The sequence below is a fragment of the Streptomyces sp. NPDC008086 genome, assembly GCF_042957325.1.
Taxonomy (GTDB): Bacteria; Actinomycetota; Actinomycetes; order Streptomycetales; family Streptomycetaceae; genus Streptomyces.
On the sequence record NZ_JBIBIA010000001.1, the window covers coordinates 539,386 to 564,227 of the forward strand.

The 24,842-nt window shown below is 73.0% G+C and carries 22 protein-coding genes; 10 read left to right on the forward strand and 12 right to left on the reverse strand.

Translation table 11 applies throughout. The features are described from left to right. Positions 1–1,691, reverse strand: a 1,691-nt coding sequence (locus ACFZBP_RS02420; protein ID WP_391409434.1) for an FAD-dependent oxidoreductase, incomplete at its 3' end; no start/stop codon positions are given. A 207-nt stretch (positions 1,692–1,898) separates the two neighbouring features. On the opposite strand from ACFZBP_RS02420, the gene ACFZBP_RS02425 reads away from it, so the two are divergent. Continuing rightward, positions 1,899–2,855 carry a TIGR03557 family F420-dependent LLM class oxidoreductase gene (locus ACFZBP_RS02425; protein ID WP_391409436.1) on the forward strand — a complete coding sequence of 319 codons (957 nt, stop codon included), beginning with the start codon at positions 1,899–1,901 and terminating at the stop codon, positions 2,853–2,855. A gap of 19 nt (positions 2,856–2,874) precedes the next feature. Then, entirely contained in the window at positions 2,875–3,966 is a 1,092-nt protein-coding gene (locus tag ACFZBP_RS02430) for an enolase C-terminal domain-like protein (protein WP_391409438.1), read from the forward strand. Positions 3,967–4,097: 131 nt separating this feature from the next. Here the strand turns inward: ACFZBP_RS02430 and ACFZBP_RS02435 are convergent, their stop codons facing one another. Both ACFZBP_RS02435 and ACFZBP_RS02440 read right to left on the reverse strand, forming a co-directional pair. Beyond that, positions 4,098–5,153 carry an SDR family oxidoreductase gene (locus ACFZBP_RS02435; RefSeq protein ID WP_391409440.1) on the reverse strand — a complete coding sequence of 352 codons (1,056 nt, stop codon included), beginning with the start codon at positions 5,151–5,153 and terminating at the stop codon, positions 4,098–4,100. Next, positions 5,153–5,656, reverse strand: a complete 504-nt coding sequence (locus ACFZBP_RS02440; protein ID WP_391409442.1) for a phage holin family protein — start codon at positions 5,654–5,656, stop codon at positions 5,153–5,155. Before ACFZBP_RS02440 ends, ACFZBP_RS02435 begins: the two co-directional genes overlap by 1 nt. A 139-nt stretch (positions 5,657–5,795) precedes the next feature. Here ACFZBP_RS02440 and ACFZBP_RS02445 point away from each other — a divergent pair, with 139 nt between their 5' ends. Further along, complete coding sequence (locus ACFZBP_RS02445; RefSeq protein ID WP_383449322.1) at positions 5,796–6,143, forward strand: VOC family protein; 348 nt, start codon at positions 5,796–5,798, stop codon at positions 6,141–6,143. On the opposite strand, the gene ACFZBP_RS02450 is transcribed toward ACFZBP_RS02445, so the two are convergent. After that, complete coding sequence (locus ACFZBP_RS02450) at positions 6,134–7,042, reverse strand: arginase family protein (RefSeq protein ID WP_383449323.1); 909 nt, start codon at positions 7,040–7,042, stop codon at positions 6,134–6,136. The two genes, ACFZBP_RS02445 and ACFZBP_RS02450, sit on opposite strands and share 10 nt — an antisense overlap. Before the next feature lie 83 nt (positions 7,043–7,125). Here ACFZBP_RS02450 and ACFZBP_RS02455 point away from each other — a divergent pair, with 83 nt between their 5' ends. Next, entirely contained in the window at positions 7,126–7,473 is a 348-nt protein-coding gene (locus ACFZBP_RS02455; RefSeq protein ID WP_391409444.1) for a DUF6204 family protein, read from the forward strand. On the opposite strand, the gene ACFZBP_RS02460 is transcribed toward ACFZBP_RS02455, so the two are convergent. The 7 genes from ACFZBP_RS02460 to ACFZBP_RS02490 form a co-directional block, all read right to left on the reverse strand. Further along, positions 7,451–7,999, reverse strand: coding sequence for a GNAT family N-acetyltransferase (locus ACFZBP_RS02460; RefSeq protein ID WP_383449325.1), 549 nt, complete (start codon positions 7,997–7,999; stop codon positions 7,451–7,453). The genes ACFZBP_RS02455 and ACFZBP_RS02460 overlap by 23 nt on opposite strands. A gap of 22 nt (positions 8,000–8,021) precedes the next feature. After that, positions 8,022–8,258, reverse strand: a complete 237-nt coding sequence (locus tag ACFZBP_RS02465; RefSeq protein ID WP_383449326.1) for a DUF1049 domain-containing protein — start codon at positions 8,256–8,258, stop codon at positions 8,022–8,024. A gap of 57 nt (positions 8,259–8,315) precedes the next feature. Beyond that, entirely contained in the window at positions 8,316–10,094 is a 1,779-nt protein-coding gene (locus tag ACFZBP_RS02470; RefSeq protein WP_391409445.1) for a CocE/NonD family hydrolase, read from the reverse strand. A 141-nt stretch (positions 10,095–10,235) separates the two neighbouring features. After that, a complete protein-coding gene (locus tag ACFZBP_RS02475) occupies positions 10,236–11,171 on the reverse strand; it encodes an LD-carboxypeptidase (protein WP_391409446.1) in 936 nt (311 codons plus the stop codon). Beyond that, positions 11,168–13,132, reverse strand: coding sequence for a prolyl oligopeptidase family serine peptidase (locus tag ACFZBP_RS02480; protein ID WP_391409447.1), 1,965 nt, complete (start codon positions 13,130–13,132; stop codon positions 11,168–11,170). Before ACFZBP_RS02480 ends, ACFZBP_RS02475 begins: the two co-directional genes overlap by 4 nt. Before the next feature lie 5 nt (positions 13,133–13,137). Further along, positions 13,138–14,442 (reverse strand): M20/M25/M40 family metallo-hydrolase, encoded by a 1,305-nt coding sequence (locus tag ACFZBP_RS02485; protein WP_383449330.1) that lies wholly within the window; start codon positions 14,440–14,442, stop codon positions 13,138–13,140. Beyond that, a complete protein-coding gene (locus ACFZBP_RS02490) occupies positions 14,435–15,268 on the reverse strand; it encodes a M55 family metallopeptidase (protein WP_391409448.1) in 834 nt (277 codons plus the stop codon). The genes ACFZBP_RS02485 and ACFZBP_RS02490 overlap by 8 nt, the downstream gene beginning before the upstream one ends. A gap of 147 nt (positions 15,269–15,415) precedes the next feature. Here ACFZBP_RS02490 and ACFZBP_RS02495 point away from each other — a divergent pair, with 147 nt between their 5' ends. Continuing rightward, positions 15,416–15,811, forward strand: a complete 396-nt coding sequence (locus tag ACFZBP_RS02495) for a hypothetical protein (protein ID WP_391409449.1) — start codon at positions 15,416–15,418, stop codon at positions 15,809–15,811. A 10-nt stretch (positions 15,812–15,821) separates the two neighbouring features. On the opposite strand, the gene ACFZBP_RS02500 is transcribed toward ACFZBP_RS02495, so the two are convergent. After that, positions 15,822–17,417 carry a helix-turn-helix domain-containing protein gene (locus ACFZBP_RS02500; RefSeq protein WP_391409450.1) on the reverse strand — a complete coding sequence of 532 codons (1,596 nt, stop codon included), beginning with the start codon at positions 17,415–17,417 and terminating at the stop codon, positions 15,822–15,824. A 209-nt stretch (positions 17,418–17,626) separates the two neighbouring features. Here ACFZBP_RS02500 and ACFZBP_RS02505 point away from each other — a divergent pair, with 209 nt between their 5' ends. The 5 genes from ACFZBP_RS02505 (at position 17,627) to ACFZBP_RS02525 (ending at position 24,839) form a co-directional block, all read left to right on the forward strand. Then, a complete protein-coding gene (locus ACFZBP_RS02505; protein ID WP_391409451.1) occupies positions 17,627–18,085 on the forward strand; it encodes a peptidase inhibitor family I36 protein in 459 nt (152 codons plus the stop codon). Between the two features lie 136 nt (positions 18,086–18,221). Next, a complete protein-coding gene (locus tag ACFZBP_RS02510; RefSeq protein ID WP_391409452.1) occupies positions 18,222–20,372 on the forward strand; it encodes a hypothetical protein in 2,151 nt (716 codons plus the stop codon). After that, positions 20,369–21,337: an AAA family ATPase gene (locus ACFZBP_RS02515; RefSeq protein WP_391409453.1), complete on the forward strand. Its 969-nt coding sequence runs from the start codon at positions 20,369–20,371 to the stop codon at positions 21,335–21,337. Before ACFZBP_RS02510 ends, ACFZBP_RS02515 begins: the two co-directional genes overlap by 4 nt. Then, positions 21,337–22,506, forward strand: a complete 1,170-nt coding sequence (locus ACFZBP_RS02520; RefSeq protein ID WP_391409454.1) for a DUF58 domain-containing protein — start codon at positions 21,337–21,339, stop codon at positions 22,504–22,506. Before ACFZBP_RS02515 ends, ACFZBP_RS02520 begins: the two co-directional genes overlap by 1 nt. Further along, the gene (locus ACFZBP_RS02525) at positions 22,503–24,839 is read left to right on the forward strand and encodes a transglutaminaseTgpA domain-containing protein (protein WP_391409455.1); all 2,337 of its coding nucleotides are present in this window, start codon (positions 22,503–22,505) and stop codon (positions 24,837–24,839) included. The genes ACFZBP_RS02520 and ACFZBP_RS02525 overlap by 4 nt, the downstream gene beginning before the upstream one ends. Positions 24,840–24,842: the final 3 nt, after the last annotated feature.

Sequence of the window (24,842 nt, forward strand, 5' to 3'; positions counted from 1 at the left end):
CCGCCAGGCTGATTCTTCGCGGACTCACCGGCAGCCCGGTCCTTGGCCGACACACCGCCGAGCTCGTCCTTGGCGGGCTCACCGCCAGGCTGATTCTTCGCGGACTCACCGGCAGCCCGGTCCTTGGCCGACACACCGCCGAGCTCGTCCTTGGCGGGCTCACCGCCAGGCTGATTCTTCGCGGACTCACCGGCAGCCCGGTCCTTGGCCGACACACCGCCGAGCTCGTCCTTGGCGGGCTCACCACCGGGCTGATTCGTCGCGGGCTCCCCGCCAGGCCGGGTCTTCGCCGGGTCGGTGCTCGGCTGCCGCCTCTGCGCGGGCTCGGGCTCACGTCCGGACGGCCCGGGGTTCGGTCCCGCCGAGGGGGCGGGTGCCTTCTCCGGACGGCCCGGCGTGCGCGCCAGCTCCGGCGAGGCGGTGTCCAGCGGCACCGACCATGAGCGCACCAGCCCCAACTGGACGGCCTGGCGCGGGAGTACGGCGTCAAGGAGCCAGTCGGCGGCGACGCGGACGCGGTTGCCGGGCATCGCGGCGAGGTGGTAGCCGCGGGTGACGGCGCCCGCCGCCACGCCGGAGAGGTGGATGCCGAGCGGGTTGGCGGCCGCCTTGACGCCGCCGAGGTCCACGACGAAGCCCATGTCGCGGTGGCGATAGGGGCGCCGCTCGCCGTGCCCCAGGGACGCGGCGACGTTGTGGGCCACGGTCTTGCCCTGCCGCCAGGCGTGCTGGGCGGTCATCGGCGTGTACTCGCCGGGCTTCTCCAGGTCGGGCACGGCGGCCCCGTCCCCGGCGGCGAACACCTCGGGCCGGCCCGGCACCTGGAGGTGCGGGTCCACGAGGAGCCGGCCCCGCTCCAGGGGCAGGCCGAGGGACTCGGCGAGCGGATCGGGCCGTACGCCGACGCACCACACCAGGGTGCGGGTGTCGACGAACTCGCCGTCGGTCAGCAGCACCCCGCCGTGCGTGGCCTCCTTCACCGAGGTGCCCATCCGTACCTCCACGCCCCGCTCGCGCAGCACCCGGTCGGCGGTGCGGGAGAGCCTCGGGTCCAGTTCGGGCAGCACGCGCTCGGCGATGTCGAGCAGCAGCCAGCGCGGCCGCATACCGGCCCGCAGCGGGTGTTTGCGCACCTGGGCGTCGGTGAACAGCTGCCCCTGCGCGGCGACCTCCGTACCGGTGTACCCGGCACCCACCACGACGAAGGTGCACCGCGCGGCGCAGCTCCCGGGGTCGTCGGCGGCGGCCGCGAGCTCCACCTGCCGGGTCACGTGGTCCCGCAGGTACAGCGCCTCGGGCAGGCCGCGGAAGCCGTGCGCGTGCTCGGCGACGCCGGGGATGGGCAGCAGCTTGTTGACGCTGCCCGCGGCGAGGATCAGCCGGTCGAAGGGCAGGCTGCCGGCGTCGCCCTCGGGCCCGGTGTAGTGGACGGTGTGACCGTCGAGGTCGACCGAGTCGGCCTCGCCCAGCACGAGCCGTACGTGGGGCAGGGTGCCGGAGAGGGAGACGGTCACCCGGCGCGGTTCCAGGATGCCGGCGGCGACCTGGGGCAGCAGGGGCAGATACAGGAAGTAGTCGGTCGGGTTCAGCAGGGTGATGTCGGCCTTGTCCCGGGCGAGCCGGGAGAGCGTGCGGGCCGCCCGGTACCCGGCGAATCCGGCGCCGACGATCACGATGCGGGGTCGACTCACGGTGTGCCTCCGGGGCTGTCGCGTACCTCGGGAGCCTTCCGCGTCCCCCTGGCCAAGGCCCCCAAACGTCGCCCGCGGGCAGCGCCGGTCTCCCGCACGCCGGCCGTACATCCCACCTCCGGCCCGGTTTCCCGCGGGGCCGCCGGGTACCCGGACGGCGACCCGTCCCCGCCGCCGACCCACGCGGCAGTTCCGGAGGTGCCCCCCATGCCCGAGTACGGCTACTTCCTGGCCTGCGAGGAGTTCCGTCCCGCCGAACTCGTCGAGCAGGCGAGGATGGCGGAACAGGCCGGATTCCAGTCGCTGTGGATATCGGACCACTACCACCCGTGGAACGACGCGCAGGGCGAGAGCCCCTTCGTGTGGTCGGTGATCGGCGCGATCTCGGAGGCGGTGTCGCTGCCCGTGGAGACGGCCGTGACCTGCCCGACCGCGCGGATCCACCCGGCGGTGGTGGCGCAGGCCGCGGCGACCTCCGCGGTGATGACGAACGGTCGTTTCCGGCTCGGCGTCGGCTCGGGCGAGGCTCTCAACGAACACGTCCTCGGCCATGTGTGGCCGCCCGCGAGCGTCCGCCTGGAGATGCTGGAGGAGGCGATCCTGATCATGCGCCGGCTGTTCACCGGCGAGGAGATCAGCCACTACGGCACCCACTACCGGGTGGAGAACGCCCGCCTCTACACGGTCCCCGACGAACCCGTCCAGATCGACGTCTCCGGCTTCGGCCCGGCGGCGACCGCCCTCGCGGCACGCGTCGGCGACGGCTTCATCACGATGATGCCGGACGAGGAGATGGTCACCCGGTTCCGCAAGGGCGGTGGCCACGGCAAGCCGGTGATGGGCGGCACGAAGGTCTGCTACGGCACCGACCGCGACGAGGCCGTGCGCACGGTACGCCGGCTGTGGTCCAACCAGCTGCTGCCCGGCGAGATGGCCCAGATCCTGCCCTCACCGCGCCACTTCGAGCAGCTCGCGCCGCTGGTCACCGAGCAGATGGTGAGCGAGAACACGGTGTGCGGCGACGACGTCGACGAGCACGTGGCCGAGTTGAACTCCTTCGCCGAGGCGGGCTTCGACCGCGTCTACGTCGGTCAGATCGGCCCCGACCAGCGCGGCTTCTTCGATTTCTACCGGACGAAGGTGCTGCCGCAGCTCCAGCCGTGACGAGGGGCGGACCCACGCGATGAAACTCCATCTCCCCGTCGTCTCCGTCTACACGGTGCCCACCGACGCCCCCGAGGCGGACGGCACCCTGGCCTGGAACTCCACGACCGTGGTGATCGCCGAGGTGACGGCGGGCGACGCGACCGGCACCGGCTGGACGTACGGCCCGGCCGCGGTCGGCGACTTCCTGCGCGACCATCTCGCCCCTCTCGTCGAGGGCCGCGAGGCCCTGGACATCCCGGCCGCGCACGAGGCGATGGTTCGGGCGATCCGCAACGCGGGCCGCCCGGGCATCGCCGCGTGCGCGATCTCGGCCCTGGACATCGCCCTGTGGGACCTCAAGGCCCGCCTCCTCGAACTGCCCCTGGCCCGGCTGCTGGGCAGGTGCCGCGAACAGGTCCCCGTCTACGGCAGCGGAGGCTTCACGACGTACCACGACACGCATCTGGCCGCGCAGTTGAACGGCTGGGTGCACGGTCAGCACATCCCGCGCGTGAAGATAAAGATCGGCGAGGACCGGGGCCGCGCGACCCTGCGTGACGTCTCCCGGGTCCGGGCGGCACGTCAAGTGATCGGCCCCGAGGCGGAGTTGTACGTCGACGCCAACGGCGCCTACACCCGCAAACAGGCGATCCGGGTCGGCCACGCCCTCGCCGAGCACGGTGTCACCTGGTTCGAGGAACCGGTCTCCTCGGACGACCTCACCGGCCTGCGTCTCCTCCGCGACACCCTGCCGTGCGACGTCACGGCCGGCGAGTACGGCTACGACCTCCCGTACTTCGCCCGCATGATCGCCGCGGGCGCGGTCGACTGCCTCCAGATCGACGCGACCCGCTGCGGCGGCCTCACCGAGTTCCTGCGCGCCGCCGCCCTGGCCCAGGCCCACGGCCTGGAGGTCTCGGCCCACTGCGCGCCCCACGCCCACGCCGCCGCGGCCGCCGCGCTCCCCAATCTGCGGCACATCGAGTGGTTCCACGACCACGTCCGCGTGGAGGACATGTTCTTCGACGGCGCCCTGGACCCCAGGGGCGGCACGATCACCCCGACCCAGGGGATGGGCCACGGACTCGCGCTGAGGGCGGAGGAGGTACAGGAGTTCCGGGTCGCCTGACCAGGCGGCCTCACGGCAGCGCCCCCAGGGGCGCGGGCTGTATGAATGTGCGGCTCCGCCGCGCGGGCGCGGCCGGCCACGACGGCGCGGCAGACGACCGGCGACACATCGCGGCACCTTCCTCGGAGCGCTCAACGAGAGGCCGGACCAGCCAACCGGCGCTTCAGCGCCCGCGCGGCAAGCGTTCCCGCCCCGATCGCGACAACCCACCCCACCCGACCACGATTACGGGACGCCCACTCCTGAGAACTCCCCGCATGTGACTCCTCGTCGAAACGCCCATGCGCGCCAAAGTCCCGCCCGTGCGCCCCATCCGCCGGCGTCCACAGATTCGCCGGCCCCTCCCGCTCACCCTCGTCGCGCTGCGCGTCGAACCCGGTCCGCGCCAGATACCGGTCCAGGAAGCCGGGGACGACGGCGTTGGCCATCAGCGTCGCCACCGTCGCCCCCCCGACCCAGTACTCCCGGCGCCGCGCGTGCCCGGCGGCGTGCACGATCGCCCGCGCGGCCACCTCCGGCTGGTACACCGGGGCCACCGGCCGGGCCCGTCCCGGCATCCGGCTCAGTACCCAGTCGAACTGCGGGGTGTTGAGGGCGGGCATCTGCACCATCGTCGTCCGCACCCGGCTCCCGTCGCGGAGCAGCTCGCACCGCAGTGACTCGTTGAACCCCTGGATCGCGTGCTTCGCCCCGCAGTACGCCGACTGCAGCGGAACCCCGCGGTAGGCGAGCGCGGAGCCGACCTGCACGATCGTGCCCCGGTCGCGCGGCAGCATGTGCCGCAGGGCGGCCCGGGTGCCGAACACATAGCCCAGGTACGTCACTTCGGTCACCCGCCGGAACTCGTCCGGGGTGATCTCGGTGAACGGCGCGAAGATCCCGGCGAAGGCGTTGTTGACCCAGACGTCGATGTGCCCGAAGGCGTCGACGACCTTCTGGGCGGCGTCCTCGACGGCCTTGGCGTCGGCCATGTCCACGGTGACGACCAGGGCCTCGCCCCCGGCGCGCTGGACCTCGTCCGCCGCCGCTGCGAGACCCTCGCGTCCCCGGGCGAGCAGGGCGACCCGGTCGCCGCGCGCGGCGAAGGCCCGGGCCGCTGCCCGGCCGACGCCGCCGCTGGCCCCGGTCACGACGACGGCCCTGCCGCGTTTCGGCAGGGCCCCCTCCCGCGGCCTGCGCACCGGCATCACGCCCGGTGGTGCGGCTGCTCGGGGTCGATGTCGTCCGGGTGCGGCGGCCGCGGTCCGGCCGCGTCCGGCGCCACGTCGGGCGGGCCGGCCGGCTTCGGCGGGTACGGCAGGCCGAGTCCGCCGGGCGGCGCGGGCGGCGCGCCGCCGCCGAGGTGGTGTCCATGGGCGGCGTCCGGCGCCGTCGACTGCTCCGTCGCCGGCCGGGACGCCGACGGGCGTGCCGCGCCGCGCAGCACGTACGCCACCACGCCGAGGATCGCCGCGGTGATCAGCGCGGCGGCCCAGTCCGGCAGTCCGGTGGCGAGGCCCAGCCCGAGGGCGAGCGCGAGAGCCGCGCCCGCGTACAGGGCGACGGCGCCGGAGCCGGCGTAGAGCATGGCCCGACGGCGCTGCCTGCGGGTCTGCTCGCGCAGCTCGTCCCGCACGGTCTCGCGTGCCACCTGCGCCAGCTCGTCGACCAGTTGCCTGTCCAGGTGCTCAAGATGATCCAAGCGGTCCATGGGCCCCGGGTACCCGTACGGGGGTGCGCGTAACGCGCTCCGTCACGGTCCGTACCGGCACGTGAGCCCGTCCACCGGGAGTGAGGGGATCGCGTGAAACGATCTCCCGAGCCGGGTGCCCCCAACTAGGCTCGTCCGTATGGACATCCTGGGAACCACGCTGCGCGTGTGCGTCGACGACCTGGAGAGGGCAGTCCCCTTCTACGAACGGCTGGCGGGCGGCCAGGCCCTGCGTTTCGAACGCGGTGGCGTCCAGGTGGCCGCGGTCGGCTGCTTTCTGCTGATGAGCGGCCCGGAGGCCGAGCTGGAGGTGCTGCGCAAGGTCGCGGCGACGATCGCGGTCAAGGACGTCGAGGAGGCCCACCAGGTGCTCACCGAACTGGGCGCGCACGTCATCGCGGGGCCGGTGGCGACGCCGGTGGGCCGCAATCTGATCGCCATGCATCCGGACGGGGCGATCTACGAGTACGTGGACCGTCAGGGCTGATCGGGCTGATCCAGGGCCGACACGACGATGTCGGCCAGCAGCGCCCCGGCCGTGCCCTGCGGGTCCAGGTCGGGGTCGTAGATGGTGACGTTGAGCCCTACGCAGTACGCGGAGGCCAGCAAGGGGCGTAGCAGCGCGACGAGTTCGTCGGGGGTGAGCCCGTCCGGGTCGGGGCTGTCGACGGCGGGCATGACGGACGGGTCGAGGACGTCGGCGTCCAAGTGGACCCAGAAGCCGTCCAGTTCCGGGATCTCGAAGGCCTGCCGGGTGACGGACGCGAGTGACTCGGCGCCCCATTCGCGCAGGTCGCCGACGGTGACCACGGGGATCTTCAGGTCGGCGAGCTCGGCCCGGTCCTCCTCGAAGCAGTCGCGGATGCCGAAGTAGCGCACGTCCTCGTCCCGCAGATAGGGCCTGAGCCCCTCCAGGTTCGTCAGGTCCTCCTGCCCGCGCCCGGTGGCCAGGGCGACCTCCTCGCCGCCCGCCGCGCCGACATGGTCGCAGTTGCCGGGGTGCCGGAAGTCGGGCGAGGCGTCCAGGACGGCCAGCCCGTGCCGGCCGATGCGGCGCAGCGCGAGGGCGGCGCCCAGGTTGATGGAGCAGTCGCCGCCCAGGACGAGGGGGAAGTCACCGGCGCGCACATGGTGCTCGATGCGGTCGGCGAGTGTGCGGGTGTAGGCGGCGAGGGCAGCCGCGTTGAACACGCCGTCGCCCTCCTGCCAGTCCCCCCGGTCGTACCTCGGCGGCACCACCACCCCGCCCTCCAGCGCCCGCAGCCGCTGGACGATCCGCTGCTCGCGCAGGGCGCCCGCGAGCTTGTAGCAGCCGGGCACGGTGCCGGGAGCGGGTGGGCGCAGGCCCAGGTTGGAGGGGGCGTCGAGCACGACGATATTCCGCATGCGCTCCATCCTGGTCGACGTAGAGTCGGCGCTCAACGCCAATGCAGCGGAACGGCGACGGGAGCGGCCATGGGAACGGGAGCATGAGCGAGCAGCACACCTACCGGGTGATCGTCCGGGGCACGTGGGACGCACTCACCGACGAGGCCCGGGCACGGCTGATCGCCGAGGCCGCCGAGCACGGTATGACGAGCATGCGGTTCACGCAGGAGGGGTCGCTGTCCTACGAGCCGTCCCCGCTGAAGCACTTCTCGATGCGCTATGTCGTCGTGTCCGACGCGGCGGACGGCGAGGAGATGGCCGGTGCGATCGCCGAGGACCGGGCGGAGAGTGCCCTGCGCGAGCTGGGCTACGGCTTCCGCGAGCTGAGGTCGACCGTGACGGACCTCGACACCATGAAGATCAATTTCAAGCCCGCATCTCGGCGGTGATCGCCCACCGCTCGTGATCGCGCCAGGCACCGTCGATGAAGAGCATGTCCGGGGAGAAGCCCTCCAGGCGGAACCCGCAGGCGCGGGCGAGGGCGATCGAGGCGGTGTTGGCCGGCTGGACGTTGATCTCCAGCCGGTGCAGCCGCATCGGCCCGAAGGCGTGGTCCACGACCAGGTCGAGGCCCTCCCGCATCAGGCCGCGCCCGGCGGCGTGGGCGAAGGCGCCGTAGCCGAGGGCCCCGCTCTGGAAGGCGCCCTGGACGATGTTGTTGATGTTGATGTACCCGGCGATGCCGCCGCCGTCGTCCTTCGCGCAGACCAGGAACCCCGCCTTGCTCGGATCCTCGATCAGCCGCCCGGCATAGGCGGCGTACGCGGCGCCGCCGTCCGGTGGGAAGAGCCACGGATGGTGCAGGTCCTTGCTCTCCCGGACCCGCGCCGTGAACTCGCGGCTGTCCTCGTAGGTGAAGTGACGTATGCCCACGCGGGGGCCTTCGGCGAGATAGCGGGTCGCGGGGTGCGGCATGGCGCCAGCCTACGACGGGCCGCTATCGACGCCGGCCCATGAAGTACGCACCGACCAGCGCCCCGATGAGACCTACGGCGAGCAGTGCCAGCCACAGCGGCATCGTGACCAGGGGCACCAGCAGGCGGATCTCGGTCTCGCGGGTGTTCTCGAAGATGAAGACCAGGGCGACGGCGAGCAGCACCAGCACGCTGATTCCCTTGGGGGTCAGCGGCGGGCCGGACTTCCTGCCGCTCTGCGACGTCGTCTTCGCGGGCATAGGACCAGGATGCTCCCGGGGGCGCGATCACGCACGGTGAGCGCACCCGTGGAGCGCTCAGCCGGTCACCGGCAGCTGGATCACCCCCGTGTCCTCGGGCGCGCTGACCACGGTCACCGGCTTGATCCCCCGGTTCCCGAAGTACGCGTCGTCGCTCGCGGCGATCACGAACCGCAGTCGGTGCCCCTTCTCGTACCGGTGCACGATCCCCGGCAGGGTCACGGTGAAGCTCTTGGTGACGTCGGGCACGCGGACCGGTGCGACGAGCCGGTGCACCAGCGTCTTCGTGCCGTCGGGCGCGAGGTCGTACAGCTTGGCGAACAGGACGAGTTTGTCGGCGGCGTCCCCGGAGTGCTGGGTCCGCTCGGCCTTCGGGGAGACGACCTTGAGCGTGGCCCGGGGCGCGCCGACGACGTCGGTGGTGCGGGTGAGCGGCTCGCTGGTCCAGCCGAGGTAGGTGCCCGGGGTGTCGTACGGCGCCGGGTCCGGGATGCCGATGGTTCCCGCGAGCGAGCTCTCGGAGTGGCTGGTGGGGACGAGCCAGTTGGTGTACGTGCGGCTGCCTCGGGCCACCTTGCGGCGGTTGTCGACGAGCTTGCCGTCGCCGGAGAGGTAGAGCGTACGGCTGGGGGCGGGGACGCGGTCGGCGGTGGCGTAGGTGCCGTTCGGGTCGGTGATCCAGTCGCGGTGGTAGGCGAAGGCGGGTCCGGTGTCGACGTTCCTCTTGCCCAGGTAGCGGTCGAACCAGGCGAGGATGCGCCGGCCGACGTAGCTCGTCTCCAGGTTGCCCTGACCGAGGTTGAGTTCACCGGCGGCCGGGTCGGTGAGGCCGCCGCTGTGGCCCCAGGACTGCCAGATCATCTTCGTCGGCGTTCCCTGGGCCTTGAGCGTCTTGTACGTCGCTGTGGCCTCGTTGAGGTTGAAGAGGCTGTCGGCCTGCCCCTGGACGAGGAGGGTGGGTGCCTTGACGCGGTGCAGGTACGTCACCGGCGAGACGCTGCGCGCGTAGGCGAGGAGCTCGGCGGTCTGCTTGGCCGGGTAGCGGCCGGAGTTGAGGGTGCGGACGGTGTCGCAGGCCTTGGTGACGAAGTGCAGGCAGGCCAGGGAGTTGATGCGGGAGGGGTCGAGGCTCGGCTGGAGCAGGGGCTGGCCTTCGCCGATGAGGTAGAAGCCGTTGGCCCACTGCCATTTGAAGGCACCTGGCACGCTGCCGCCGGGTATCGCGTTGTTCGGGTCGAGGGCGTACGCGAGGTCGTTCCAGGTGATCATCGGTACGAGCGCGTCGAGGCGTCGGTCGACGGCGGCCGTGGCGAGCTGGATGGCGCCGCCGTAGGAGCCGCCGAGCATGCCGACGCGGGGGTCGCCCGGGGCGTCGAGGGTGACGAAGTCGGCCTTCGTGCCGTCGTCGGCGGCGCGGCTGCCGCCCAGGAAGTCGATCAGTCGGGCGGCGGCGACGCCGTCGATGGCGGGGTCGTCGAGGGAGATCAGACAGCCGGACCTGCCGAAGCCGAGCCCGGAGTAGACGAGGGAGGCGTAGCCGCGCTGGGCGAAGGCCTTGCCGATGGCGTCGGTCGAGCCGTCGGACTTGCTGCCGCCGAAGCCGTTGGTGGCGAGGACGGCGGGGGCCGGGTGGGCGCGGTCCACGCCCGCGGGCCGGTACAGGTCGGCGTCGACGGTGCAGGTGCGCTCGCCCGCCTGGACGGTGAACTTCAGGGCGGTGACGGTGAACCGGCCGGTCGCGGCGGCGGTCGGGGCGGGGAGCGCGAGGGGGGCGGTGAGCGTGGCGCCGAGCACGAGAGCGAGTGGGGTTCGGAGTCTGGGCGCACGTCGGGTCACGAAGACCTCCACACTGAGGCACGTTGGAGACAGCCCTTTTTACCGACCAGTAAGTACTGGCCGGTTGTCATGGTGTGACACGTGTCAGGCGGGGTCAATCACCGGGAAGAGGGTTTCTTGACGGAGGTTCAGTGAACAGGGTCAGCGCAGGGCCGGCTCGTCGAGGGTCAACTCTCCTGCGTCGGCGTCGAGTTCAGCGTCCACCCCGAAGGGGATCGTCAGCGCGCCCTCGCAGTGCCCGAAGCCGAACTCCTCGACGACGGGCACACCGAGGCCACCGAGCCGGTCCAGCAGGACCGGACGCACCGTGTCGTAGGGGCCGCATCCCGCCCAGGACCCGAGCGCGATCCCGGCGACCCCGTCGAGCCATCCCGTGCGCAGGAGCTGGGTCAGCATCCGGTCGATGCGGTAAGGCTGCTCGCCGATGTCCTCCAGCAGCACCAGCCCGTCGCGCGCACCGGTGCGGGCGTGCGGGGTGCCGAGATCGGAGGTGAGCATGCTGAGGCAGCCGCCGAGGGTGACGCCACGGGCCCGTCCGGGAACCATGGCCGTGCCGCGGGAAGGGATCACGCGGACCGTCTCCGGACGGAAGAGCGTGGCCTTCAGGTGGTCCTGCGCCCGGGCGTTCTTGACGAAGTCGACACCGGCCGCCGCCGGTCCGTGCAGGGTGACCAGGCCCAGCCGGGTGGCGAAGGCCTGATGCAGCACCGTGATGTCGCTGAACCCGACGAACACCTTCGGCCCGGCCGCCCGCATCGCCGCCCAGTCGAGGAGGTCGGCCATGCGCTGGGCCCCGTAGCCGCCCCGGGCGCACAGCACGGCGTCCACGGACGGATCGCACCAGGCGCGCTGGAGATCGGCGGCGCGGTCCGCGTCCGTCCCCGCGAGGTAGCCGAACTCGCCGTGCCGGTCCAGCACATGGGGCGCCACCACCGGGTCGAGGTCCCAGCCGCGCAGCACGTCGAGCCCGGCCTCCAGCCGCTCCTCGGAGACGGGCCCGCTGGGCGCGACGACGGCCACGCGGGCGCCGGGGACGAGGCGGGACGGGCGCACCAGAGGCCGTACGGGCTCGGTCATCCGGTGAGCTCCAGCGTCGGGATCCCGGGCGGGTTCAGCCCGAAGACCTGGGCGTACAGGGAGAGTTCGGACTCCAGGACGCGGATCATCGTCTCCGCCCGGCGGAATCCGTGGCCCTCGCCCTCGAAGGGGATGTAGGCGTGCGGCACCCGCCGTCCCTCCATGCGGGCGAGGAACCGCTCGCACTGGGTGGGCGGGCAGATCACGTCGTCCAGTCCCTGGAGCAGCAGGAACGGCACGGTGAGCCGGTCGGCGTGCGCGGCGGGCGAGCGCTCGGCGTAGCGTGCCGGGACCTCGGCGAGGGGGCCGACCAGCGACTCCAGGTACCGGGACTCGAAGTCATGGGTCTCCCCCGTGCCCCAGCCGGCCAGGTCGAGGATGGGGTAGAGGATCGTGCCGCAGGCGTAGACGTCGGTGGCGGTGAGCGACGCCGCCGCGGTCCAGCCGCCCGCGCTGCCGCCGCGGATGGCGAGCCGGTCCCGGTCGGCGGTGCCCTCGTCGGCGAGGGCGCGCGCGACGGCCGCGCAGTCCTCGACGTCGACCACGCCCCACTGCTCGCGCAGCCGGTCGCGGTACGCCCTGCCGTACCCGGTGGAGCCGCCGTAGTTGACCTCGGCGACGCCGATGCCGCGCGAGGTGAAGTAGGCGATGGCCAGGTCGAGGACGAGGGGCGCCCGCGAGGTGGGGCCGCCGTGGGCCCAGACGACGAACGGGGGTGGTGTGTCGGCGGGGGCGACGCAGCCGGGGTTGTGCGGCGGGTAGACGTGGGCGTGGATCTCGTCCCCGGCGGGTCCGGTGAAGGTGCGGATCTGCGGCTCGGGGTAGTAGGCGGGGTCCACGGCGTCGTCGTGGGCGGCTCCGATGACGCGGGCGCGGCCCGTGCAGGTGTCGAGTTCGACGACCTCGTGCGCGCTGCGCGGACTGGCCCCCACGGCGACGATCCTCTCGCCGTACACCGCGAGCGTGGCCTCGAACTCGGTCCAGGGGCCGGCCGCGTCGACGATCTCGCCGGTCTCGGGGTCCAGCACCCCGAGGGCCGTCGCCCCGCGGCCGTGCACGACGGCGACGAGTCCGCCCGCCAGCGGGGCGAACCAGCGCAGGCCCGGCTTCCACAGCGGCCCGCCGAACTCCTCCTCGCGCGGGCACAGGGGTACGCCGTCGCGGTAGAGGTTCCACCAGCCGCTGCGGTCGCTCACGTACAGCAGCCGGCCGTCGGGCGCCCAGTCGACCTGCGTGATCGACTCCTCGGGGCCACCGGCGACGGTGCGCGGGGCGCCGGGCGTGCCGTCGGCGCCGACGTCGGCGACCAGCAGTTGCGTGCCGTCCCACGGCATGCGCGGATGGTCCCAGGCGAGCCAGGCCACCCGCCGCCCGTCCGGCGCGATCCGCGGTCCGGTGACGAACCGGTGCCGGTCGTCGGTGAGTTCGCGTACGCCGTCCCGGTCCTCGGCGGCCGAGCCGTCCAGCGGAACGGCGGCCAGGACGCGCCGCACGTCGGTGGGCCCGTCGCCGGTGAACTCCTCCAGCACGCACCACACCTCGCCGCGTTCGAGCCGCACCTGCGGCTCCGCCCAGCGCAGCCCGCCGCCCACCGGCGAGACAGGGGTGAGCGGACGTGGCTCGCCGCCCTCCTCGTACCGGTAGAGCCGCTGATCGGCGAAATCGACGAACACGACGAGCGGCCGGCCGTCAACCTCGACGCCCGCCCAGGGCTGTCCGCCGTACTCGACGACCCTGCTGCGCACGTCCCACGGGGCGGGCAGCACCGCCTCCTCCATACCGTCGGCCCGGCGCCGCACGAGGGTGCGCCGGCCGCCCTCCGTGGGCCGCGGCTCGGTCCACCAGGCCTCGTCGCCGACGAAGCCCACCCACTCGGGGTGCCCGTCGTGCGTGGCGGCGAGGGCCGCGTCGATGGGCGAGGGCCAGGAACCGTACGCCAGTGTCCGCACCGTCTCCCCCACCTCGCCTAGGCCGTCCGCAGGAAGCGGTCGAGGACCCGCACACCGAAGTGCAGCGCCTCGACCGGCACCCGCTCGTCGACGCCGTGGAACATCGCCCCGTAGTCGTAGCCCTCCGGCAGCTTCAGCGGGGAGAAGCCGTAGCCCGTGATGCCGAGCCGGGAGAACTGCTTGGCGTCGGTGCCACCGGGCATGCAGTACGGCACCACATGCCCCTCGGGCGCGAACTCCTCGACGGCGGCCCGCATCCTCGCGTACGTCGGCGAGTCCACCGGGGACTGGAGGGCGACCTCGCGATGGTGGAACTCCCAGTCCACGTCCGGGCCGGTGAGTTCGTCGAGGGTGGCGCGGAACTCGTCCTCCAGGCCGGGGAGATAGCGGCCGTCGACGTACGCCACGGCCTCCCCCGGGATCACGTTGACCTTGTAACCGGCCGCCAGCATCGTCGGGTTGGCGCTGTTGCGGACGGTCGCCTCGACGAGCCCCGCCGCCGGGCCGAGCTTGTCCAGCAGCCGGTCCACGTCGTCCAGGTCGGCCTCCAGGCCGTACAGCGCGGCGAGTTCGGTGAGTCCGGCACTGACCGTCGGGGTCAGCCGCAGCGGCCACTCGTGGGCGCCGATGCGGGTGACGGCGGCGGCGAGGCGGGTCACCGCGTTCTCCCGGTTGGGCCGGGAGCCGTGCGCGGCCCTCCCGCGTGCGGTGAGCTTGATCCAGCCGGTGCCGCGCTCCCCCGCCGCGATCGGGTAGAGCTGCCGGCCGCCGCCGTCGTGGACGGTGAACGCGCCGGACTCGCTGAAGCCCTCGGTGCAGCCCTCGAAGAGGCCCGCGTGCTGATCGGCGAGGAAGCCCGAACCGTCCTCGGCGCTCGCCTCCTCGTCGGCGGTGAACGCGATCACGACGTCCCGGCGGGGCCGTACGCCCTGCCGGGCCCAGGCCCGGACGACGGACAGGATCATCGCGTCCATGTTCTTCATGTCGACCGCGCCCCGGCCCCAGACCACGCCGTCGCGGATCTCGCCGGAGAAGGGATGCACGCTCCACTCGGCCGCCTGCGCGGGCACCACGTCCAGATGCCCGTGGACGAGCAGCGCGTCCGCCGACGGGTCGGTGCCCTCGAAGCGGGCGACGACGTTCGTACGGCCCTTGGTGCGCTCCAGCATCGTGGGTTCCAGGCCCGCCTCGGCGAGCCGTGCGGCGGCGTACTCGGCGGCGGGCCGCTCCTGGCAGTCGCCGCCGCCCCGGTTGGTGGTGTCGATCCGGATGAGGTCGGAGGTGAACGTCACGACCTCGTCGAGTGCCTGCTGGTCAGCCATACTGCTCCTCCACCGCGGCCGAGACGATCGTGGTGACCGCCTTGAAGGTACGGATTCCCTCGTACATGCGCTCGCTGGTGTACGCCACCTTTCGCTCGCCGACACGTTCGACGCCGGGGACGACGGTGGCCGCCATCGCGAGGTGCTCGGCGTCGAACTCCAGGGCCAGGGTGAACGGCCCGTCGCTCACCGGTACCCCGCGCACCGCCAGCGCGGCCGCATCCTTGGCCGCGGCGCGGATGTCGGCGGCGGTCCTGGCGGGCGTACGGCACACCGCGGCGTACCGCGAGACATGGTCCTTGACGGCGACCTTCAGCGCCTCGGGCGCGTACCCGAGCGCGTCCTCGCAGGCCAGGTCGTCCCCGGTGACGAGCACCACGGGCACGCCGTACTCGGCGACGACGTGCGCGTTCAGCAGGCCCTCGCTCGCCCGTACGTCGTTCAGCCACACCCCGGTGATGGAGTTGGCGAGATACGTGTGCGCGAGGACCCCTTCCATGCCGGCGCCCGCGTGGTAGCCGACGAAGGCGATGCCGTCCACGTCGCCGTGCTGCACGCCCTCGACCATGGACAGCGTCTTGTGCCGGCCGGTGATCATCTCCGCCCGCTCGTCGAGCCGTTCGAGCAGCAGATTGCGCATCGTCCAGTGCGCCTCGTTGATGACGACCTCGTCGGCGCCGCCGTCGAAGAACCCCAGCACGGCGGCGTCGACGTCCGAGGTGAACATCCCCCGGCACCGCTCCCACTGCGGCGTCCCGGGCAGCACGTCGGCCGGCCAGGTCACCCCGGTGGCGCCCTCCATGTCGGCACTGATCAGGATCTTCATGAGGCCTCACGTTACGCGCCGGTGCGGGAACTTCCTACGAGGCGGAGAGCGACGGGACGAACGCCTGCCAGGCGGGCGCAGTGGCGTCCGTCCGGTCCCGAGCGGAGAATTTCTCCTGGGCGGAGTTCCCTGTCCTGCGGAGGTGCCATGACGGATCCGCGAACGGTCCTGTGGCAGGCGCGCCGAGGCCCGGTGCCCGCCGACTGGCGTGTGTTCACCAAGCGGCGGGGCAAGCTGTCCGGTCTCTTCCGCGGGACGTCGCACGATCCGGATCCCCTGCTCGTGATCACGCCGGACGGGGCCGTCGAGTACATCAGTGAACGCAAACCACTGGCGGTCGTCGCCTTCCAGGACCTGGCCGACATGAGGATCCGCGTGGCCAGTTCCAGTTCCTCGGCGGCCGTCTCCACCTGGGTCGACCTGCGCTACCTCGACGGCAGCAAGGCGAAGTGGCGGTCCGCCGGTTTCGCCGACGACCTGGAGGCGGTCCAGGGCTTCATCGAGGCGTACGGCGCCCACAAGGCGCTGCGCGGGTACGTGTGACCCCGCGCCCTCAGTGCCACCTGCTGTCGCCGCTGATCGGGGACAGGGAGGGGCGTGTCTGGATCTTCGTCTCCGAGAAGCCGTACTTCTCGAAGACGGTCCGGTCCGTGATCAGGCGGTAGCCGTACCACGCGTCCCAGATGTAGGCGCGTGAGCCTCCGCTCACCCTGGCCAGGAGGCCGTTGGCCAACTCGTGGGCCTCGTCCCAGGCGCAGTCCGCGAAGACACGGTCGCTGACGACGGCGACGCCGTTCCAGTCGTCCCAGAGGTTGAAGTAGACGGTCGCGTCGGGGACGTAGTACAGGCGGTTGCCGGGGCCGACGAGGTAGACGCGGTCGTGGTGGGGCGTCTTGAAACGCTGGCCCGGAACCGGGCAGACGATGTCCGCGGACGAAGGGGATGAGGAGGACGAAGGGGATACGGAGGACGACGGGGGCGCGGAGCCGTCCTTGTCCGACGCCCGACCGTTCACCCTCGACACCAGAGCCGGTCCGACGGACTCGGGGGAGGACGCGCGGTCGCAGTGCGGCCAGTCGCCGAAGCCCTTCGTGCGGCTCCACAGGCGGTGGGCGGCCCGGATGTTCCACTCCGGGTCCATCGCGTCGCGCGGTGTGCCGCCGAGTTTGCGCAGCGCGGCATCCGAGATCTGGAAGACGCCCCAGTTACGGGTGCCGTCGGTGTTCGGCACGATGTGGAACGGATCGAGGAACGACTGGCAGTCGGCGAGCGCGACCGCGTCGTCGGGCGCCTCACGGAACACCTTCCGGACCCGCTGCCGCACCTTCCCGGGCGGCCACGTCTCCATCCGGCTCCTCGGTGCGTAGAGCGCGTTCTTCGTCTCCTCGCCGACCACTCCGTCGGCGTCGATCCGCGACAGCGCCTGGAAGGCGGTCACCCGACGCAGCGTCTGCGGGCCGAAGTCACCGTCGACGTCCATCTCGGCCCCGGCCCTGGCCAGCAGCCGCTGCACCTCCCGTACGCAGGCACCGCGCTGCCCGAGACGCACCGGTCCGGCGCACTCCGCCGAGAACAGCGGGCGTTGGTCGTCGTCGGCGCCGCCAACGGGCCCGGTTCCGGAGACGGCGGCGATGCCCCACGCAGTGGCTCCCAAAGCCAGGACGAGCGCGAGGGCCACGAGGGCCGGCGACTTCCTGAGGTGCTGGCGCGGACGAAGGGTGGGCACGGCGTCCGGGGCTGGGTCCGGCTCTGGAGCAGGGTCCGAGGGTGAGTCCGGCTCTGGAGCAGAGTCCGAGGATGAGTCCGGCTCTGGAGCAGAGTCCGAGGATGAGTCCGGCTCTGGGTCAGGGTCCGGGGCGGCGGGTGCCGGATCCGCGTCCACGCCGCGGTCGGGCTCCCGCGCGGCGTCCGCCAGGGCCCAGAGCCGGTGTAATCGGCGCAGTTCCTCCGGCGACGCCCCGCAGGCCGTGGCGAAGCGATGGGCCGCCCCGTAGTCCTGCGGGACGTGCGAGCCGGAGCAGTACCGGTGCAGGCTGGACCTGCCTATTCGGGTCCTGCGGGCCAGCGCGTCGTAGCTGAGGTCCGCCCGTTCCTTGAGCGCCCGTAGACAGGCCGCGAACTCGTCGAACTCCACGGGCTGCGATCCCATTTCGGTCTTCCCCCTCGGCGCACTCCGTCGTACCGCGCCGTCCCACTGTCCCACCGGCGTCCCGGCGGGCCGACTGAAGTGCAAGGTCACCACACGTTTGCGCGTCCCAGCATCCCATCGGGCGGTGGTTCGTTGCCAGCCGCCGAGACGCACTGCCAGCGTCGGCGTGGCCACGACCGGCACGACAACACGACCAAGGAGAAACCGTCATGAGGACCAAAATCGCCTCCGCGCTGGCAACCGTGGGGCTCGCCGCCGCGACGCTGACCGCGCTGCCCGGCGCCGCGCATGCGAACCCCGAGTGGTACTCGTCGCCGGCCGCCGCGCCGTCGACGCGGGTCCAGGCGGCCCCGGACGGCTTCCTCCACGCGTGGGAGCACGAGAAGAAGGGCGGCCTGCACTGCAAGTGGGAGGGGAACGAGTCCAACTGGGACAACTGCAACGGCATGCGCAACGAGGCGAGTTCCGTCTTCAACAACGGCAAGACGCATGACGTCTGGCTCTACTACCGCCCCAACCAGAAGGGCGCCCACTTCTGCCTCGACAGGGGCGAGTACCTGGAGAACATCGTCCACTACCGCTTCCCGAACAACGGAGGCGCGGACGGCGGCGACGGCAAGTCCCTGAACGACAACATCGCCTCCCACAAGTGGGTCGCCAACTGCTGAGTCACCGCACCTGATCATTCGGCCGCCGCTTCCCCTGAAACGGCGGCCGAGTGGCCTGTGTTGCCGCTGACACCTCTGCGTCGCGTCAACTAACCTTCGACAACGCAGAGTTGGCTATCAGCATGGGGGAGCGAGGATGCGGCCGACCGGCAATCACCTCACCGGCTACCTGGCGGTCTGCGCGGCCGGCACGCTCATCGGCACCTCGCTGGCCGTCGGGGCCGGCGCGTCCGCCACCCGGCCGAAGCTCGCGGATGTCGGTGCCTGGCTGGCCAGCGGCCCGAAGGGCGAGGTCGTGCACGCGCACGGGCTGACCGGCGAGGTGGACGGCAAGGCCACGCTCCCGGCCGGGACGGCGGGCCACCCGGTCTCGGTCGCACAGGACGGCAGGACCACGCTGGTGCTGGACGAACGCACCGGCCGGGTCGTGCGGATCGACGCCGCGCAGCTCACCACCGCCCAGTCGACGGACTACGGTGCGGCGGGGCTTCAGCTCGTCTCCGGCGGCGCGTACGCGTATGTCGTCGACCCCGCGCGGGGAACCGTCCAGCGGATCGACCCGGCGCTGACGAAGGCCGAGACCCCGCCCGTGCCACTGGACGGGAAGCCGGGCGCCGCCGTGGTGGACGGGGAGGGCACGCTGTGGGTGCCGCTGCCGGAGTCCGGCACGGTGGTGCCGTTCGTCGAGGGCCTGAAGGGCGCCGCCGTCAAGGTGGCCGACCCGGGCCACGATCTGACGCTGACCGTGGCGGGCGGCCGACCCGTGGTGACCGACGGGACCGCCGCCACGGCGAAGGTGCTGTCGGCCACGGGCGTGCGGGGCGCCTTCGCTCTCGGCGGCGCGTTCGCCGGGGCGGATCCCGCGGACGTGCTGGTCCCTTCGGGCACCGAGGGCTCGGCGGTGCCGGTGCTGGCCGCCCGCACCGGGGACCTGGTCGTGGTGGACGTCCACAGCAGGCACACCGTGCGCTTCCGCGTACCGACGGACGGCCATGTGCTGGGAGCACCCCAACTGCTCGGCACACGTGTCTACTTGCCCGACGAGTCCACCGGCAGGCTGCTCGTGTACGACACGGCGGCATCCGCGCTCGCCGAACCCATACCGATCACCGACGGGCCCGGTGAGCTCCAACTCTTCGTACAGGACGACCTGTTGTGGGTGAACGACCCGGACGGCGCCGCCGCCGCGGTGATCGACGCCGACGGCGAGGTCAGGCGGATCGGCAAGTACGGGACGCAGGCCCCGTCGGCGCGCAAGCCCGGGGACGAGCCGGTCGAGAACGGCGTCCCGACGGGCGCCCCGGCCGGGCAGGTTCCGCCGGGCGCGGTTGTCCCGGGCGCGACGGCTCCCGGACCCGGCGCGCCCTCCGTCGGTGCCTCCGGCGCCCCGTCCGCAGGAGCGTCCGGACCGCCCGGGCCGACAGCGCCGGCACCCGAGCCCGGGGCGCCGGGAGCACCGCAGGCGGAGTCGCGGTCGGGCGCCATCCGCATCACCTTCGCCGAGGCGCTGGGCGCCACGCCGCAGCGCTACGTCCTCAAGGGCGCGGCCCCGGACCAGACCGTCACCCCGGACGAGGTCGGACCCGACGGCCCGTTCGTCTTCGAGGTGAGGGGCGGCTCGTGCGAGAAGCAGTACAGCTTCACGGTGGTCGCGGAGTACGGCGGGGGGAGGCCGGACAAGGAGTCGGCACGGTCCGCGTTCGCGCGGCCGTGTGTCGCGCCGGGGGCGCCGCGGAACGTCAGGTTCACTCCCGCCCAGGGCGGACACGGCGGCACCGTGACCTGGCAGCCGCCCCAGGACGCCGACGGCTCGGTGACGTACACGCTCAACGGACCCGGCGGGACGGCGGAGACCGCCACGCTCGGTCACACGTACAGGAACATGAAGAACGGCACACGCACCGCAGTGGCGGTGATGGCGGGCAACGCCGCAGGGTCGGGCGCGGCAGCGTCCGGGTGGATCGACCTGACCCCGCCCTCTCGGCAGATGGCCATCGTGAACAACACAGCCAACAACACCCCCATAGGGATCCGCTCGTTGCCCACCACCGTTGGTAGCGGACGGCCGGGCGAGATCCCCGGTAACAAGGACGGCCACCACGGCACCCAGTTCACCACCGTCCACTGCAAGGTGCACGGCCAGGAACAGACCTACAACGGTGAGACGACCGATGTCTGGGCCCACCACACCTTCCACCATCCCGACATCGACAAGGACCTCACCGGTTACACCTCTGACCTCTTCGTGAACTCCCGCTCCAACCCCGACGTCTGGGAATGTGAATGACCCCTCCCCCCACCGACGGCACCGCCCGCCTGGCCAAGTGCTTCCACGCCCTCGCCGACAACGTCGAACGCGTCGTCAAGGGCAAGCGCGACACCATCGAGCTGGCTCTGACCTGCCTGTTCGCCGAGGGCCACCTCCTCGTCGAGGACGTCCCCGGCACCGGCAAGACGACCCTCGCCCGTTGCCTCGCCGCCTCCATCGAGGCCGACTTCGCACGGGTGCAGTTCACGCCGGACCTGTTGCCCTCCGACATCACCGGCGTGACCGTCTACCGGCAGAACACCGGTGAGTTCGAGTTCCTCCCCGGCCCGGTCTTCGCGAACATCGTGCTGGGCGACGAGATCAACCGGGCCTCCCCCAAGACGCAGTCGGCGCTGCTGGAGGTGATGGAGGAGCGCCGGGTCACCGCGGACGGCACCACGCACCCGGTGCCCCGCCCGTTCATGGTGCTCGCGACCCAGAACTCGGTGGACATGGGCGGCACTTACCCGCTGCCGGAAGCCCAACTCGACCGCTTTCTGATGCGGATCACCGTCGGCTACCCCGACCACGCCTCCGAGGTCGCGGTGCTCAAGGAAACGGGCGCCGACCCCGAGTCGCTGACCCCGGTGGCCACCGCACAGGAGATCGCGGAACTCATAGCGCTGGCCGCCGCCGAGGTACAGGTGGCCGACGCGCTGTACGACTACATCGTGCGGGTGGTGACGGCGACCCGTGCCGTTCCCGACGTACGCCTCGGTGCCTCGCCGCGCGGCTCCGTCGCGCTGCTGCGCGCGGTGCGGGTGCGGGCGGCCTCGCAGTCCCGGCCGTACGCGTTCCCGGAGGACGTGAAGGCGCTGGCCGGTCCGGTTCTCGCGCACCGGCTGATCCTCACGCCGGAGGCCGAGCTGAGCGGACGCAGCGGTGCGGACGTGATCGAAGAGGTTCTGGCCACGGTGGAGTTGAACAGCGGGGCGCGCCTCTGATGCTGTCGGGCACCGGGTGGGGCACGCTGGCCGCGGGCGCCGTACTCACCGCTACCGGCTACGGCCTCGGGTACGGCGAGCTCGCGGCGCTCGGCGTGACCTGTCTGCTCTCGGTCGCGGTCGCCGTCGTGTGGGCGCTTCCCGCGCCCCGGCTGGGCGCCGAGCGGCGGATCACGCCGGGCCGGGTGAGCCGGGGCGATCCCGCCGAGGGCGTCGTCACCCTCGTCAACACCGGGGGCCGCACCCGACGGGGCCTGCGTGCCGTCGACCGGTGCGGTGACCGGGACATCCCCGTCGACGTCCCGCCGCTGCGGCCGGGCGCGGCCCACGAGTCGCGGTACGCGCTGCCCACCGCCCGTCGCGGCCGCGTCCCGGTGGGCCCGCTGCGCCTGGAACGCACCGATCCGCTCGGCCTCGCCCGCCGTATGCGCCCGTACGGCGCCGAGGACACGCTGCTCGTACGGCCCCGGATCTGCCCACTGCCCGTGCTGCCGTCGGGGCGGGCGCACCATGTGGAGGGGCCGGCCTCCGACGCCGCCGACGACGGCTCGCTGACCTTCCACGCGCTGCGCGAGTACGTGCTCGGCGACGACCTGCGCCGCGTCCACTGGCGGTCGACGGCCCGCACCGGCACGCTGATGGTCCGCCAGATGGTCGACGTCTCGCTGCCGCACACCACGCTCGTGCTGGACGGCCGCCGTCGCGCCTACGCCTCGGAGGACGACTTCGAGCTGGCCGTGGACTGCGCGGCCTCCGTCGCGTACGCGGCCGCCCGCTCCCACTTCCCCGTGCACCTCGTCGGCGAGGCGGGGCCGCTGCTGCACACCGAAGGCTCGGGCGACGACGGCGAGGCGCTGCTGGACGCGCTGGCGGTGGTGCGCCGCTCGGACCTGACGTCCCTGGCCGCCGCGTTCGAAGGCCGCCCGGGCGGTGGGCGAGGGAACAACGGGACGCTGGTCGTGGTCACCGGCACGGGCGACAGCAGGGGGCTGGGCGCCGTCGAGGGCGTACGGGGCCGCTTCGACCGGGTGACGGTGGTGCGCGCCGGGGCCGTCGCGCAGGGCACGGGCGACGAAGTCGGGGCCGGACCTGGCTCCGACGTTCCGCAGTTGCGGGTCGCCTCGCTGGACGAACTGCTCGCCGGATGGCGCCGGGAGGCCGTGCGATGAGCACCACGGCCCCGGTGGCCGTCCCGGCGCCGCGGAGCGACGTACCCGAGCGGACCGGCGGTGTCGCCGGGAAGCCGGAAGGGCCGCAGGAGGCGGACCGGGCGCGACGGCTGTGGTCGCTGCTGCCGGTGGCCGCGCTGTCCGGTGCCTCGGGGTACGGGTTCGCCCGGGTCTTCCCGCCGTCCGAGCTGCTTCCGGTGCTGGCGGTGGCCGTGTTGGCCCCGGTCGTCCTGTCGGCGGTGCTGTCGGGTCTGCTGCGGCGCCGGCCCCGACGCGAGGAACGCGCCGACCGCCCCACCCTGCCGTTGTGGCCGTCCGCGCTGCTGACCGTCGTCGCGTGGGCCGTCGTCGTCAGTGCGACGCTCTTCCACGAGGTGAGCGACGGTCTGCCCGGCGCGGCCGCACTGCGCGCCGCGTGGTCCGCGCTGCTCGACGCGCCGCACGCGCTGCTCTCCACCATCCTGCCCGCGCCCGGCGCCAAGGAGTTGCTGGTGCTGCCGCACGCCGTCGTCTGGGCAGCCACCGCGGTCGGCGCGGAGCTCGCCCTGCGGACCCGCGCCCCGCTGCTCCCCGCCCTCCCCGCGGTCCTCGCCTTCGGCCTCTCCCTGGTGCTCGGCGCGGACGGCCCGGGCTCGTCGTACCCGGCGGCGGGCGCGCTGGCCGGGGCCGCCGCGCTGCTGGTGCTGGTGCGTTCACGGGGCCGGCTTCCGCTGCGGGCGATGGCGCTCCGGCTCCCGGCCGTGGCCGCGCTCGGCGGCGTCGCGGCGCTGCTGGGCCCGCACCTTCCCGGCCTCGGCTCTCCGTACGACCTGCGGGAGGCGGTCACACCGCCGACCGAACGGCCGCGGTCCGTCAGCCCGTTGGACCAGGTCGCGGCCTGGCTCCGCAACGGCGACGAGCAGGTCTTCACCGTACGGACCTCGGGCGCGGCCCCCGGCAACTACCGGCTGGCGGTCCTCGACCGGTACGACGGGACGACGTGGACCAGCAGCGCCGGGCTGACCCGTACCGGCGGCCGGGTCCCGCAGGAGAAGGGCACCGACCAGGATGCGGCAGGGCGGGCCAAGACGCTCGAACAGCGTGTCACCGTGCGGTCGTTGCCCGGCATCTGGCTGCCCGCCGCCGACCGGCCCTCGTCCGTGACCGCGCCCGAGGGCACCTCCCTGTCCGTCGACCCGGACAGCGGGATGCTCTCCACGGGCACCGCCGTCCCGAGCGGCTTCACCTACACCGTGACCTCCCGCCGGCCCGAGTACCACGCCGACCGGCTGCGGTACGCGGCCACCGCCCACGACCCGGCCCGGGTGGCCCTTCCCGCCGTGGACGCGGCCGGGCAACCGATCCCTTCCGTACGGTCCTTCAGGACCATCGCCGAACGGGTCACCCGGGGCGCCACCCACCCCTACGAGCGGGCCGTCCGCCTGGCCGACTGGCTGCGTGCGACCTACCGGCTCGACCCGGGGGCGCTGCCCGGACACACCTACCGGAGCCTGGAGTTCTTCCTGGCGGACGGCGGGCGCGGCACGTCCGAGCAGTTCGCCGCCTCGTTCGCGGTCCTGGCCCGCACCCTGGGCCTGCCCACCCGGGTGGCCGTGGGCTTCCGCCCGGGTACCCGGACCGGTTCCGGCACCTGGCAGGTCCGGGGACAGGACGTGCTGGCCTGGCCGGAAGTCAGGTTCGCCGGGGTCGGCTGGGTGCCGTTCCAGCCGACGCCCGGGGAGGCGGCGCAGGGCCGCTCCGGCGCCGCGTCGGCTGCGGAGCCGGAGGAGCGTCAGCAGGGGGACCGGGAGAGCACCAGGCCGACGCCGCCGTCGACGCCCCCGCGCACGCCCGCGGAGGCGGCCCCCGCCGGGGGTGGCTCCGGTGCCGGTATGCCGCCGCTGTGGCTCACCGTCCCGCTCGCGGTGCTGCTCCTCGCCACGGCGTATGTGCTGTACGCGCTGTGGCTGCCGTACAGGCGGCGCAGCGGACGGCGCAACGGGCCGGACGCGCGGCACCGGGTCCTCGGGGCCTGGCGGCAGATCGAGGACCGCCTCACGGAGATCGGCCTTCCCGCCACGGGAGCGCACACCGCGCAGGAGATCGCCGCGTTCGGCGCGCGGCACGTGGGCGGCACCGTGGGGCGGCGCCTGCCGGACCTGGCGACCCTGGTCAACGAGGTCGAGTACGCGGGCCGCAGACCCGACAGCGCGGCCGCCGACGCCGCGTGGTCGGACTGCGACGCGCTCGAAAGGACCGTCCGGGCCCGCGTCCCGCACCGCACCCGTCTGTTCCGGCTCCTGCGCTCCGCCGCCCCTCGCCGACCGCGCGGGGGCCGGCCTCGCGCGCGGTGACGG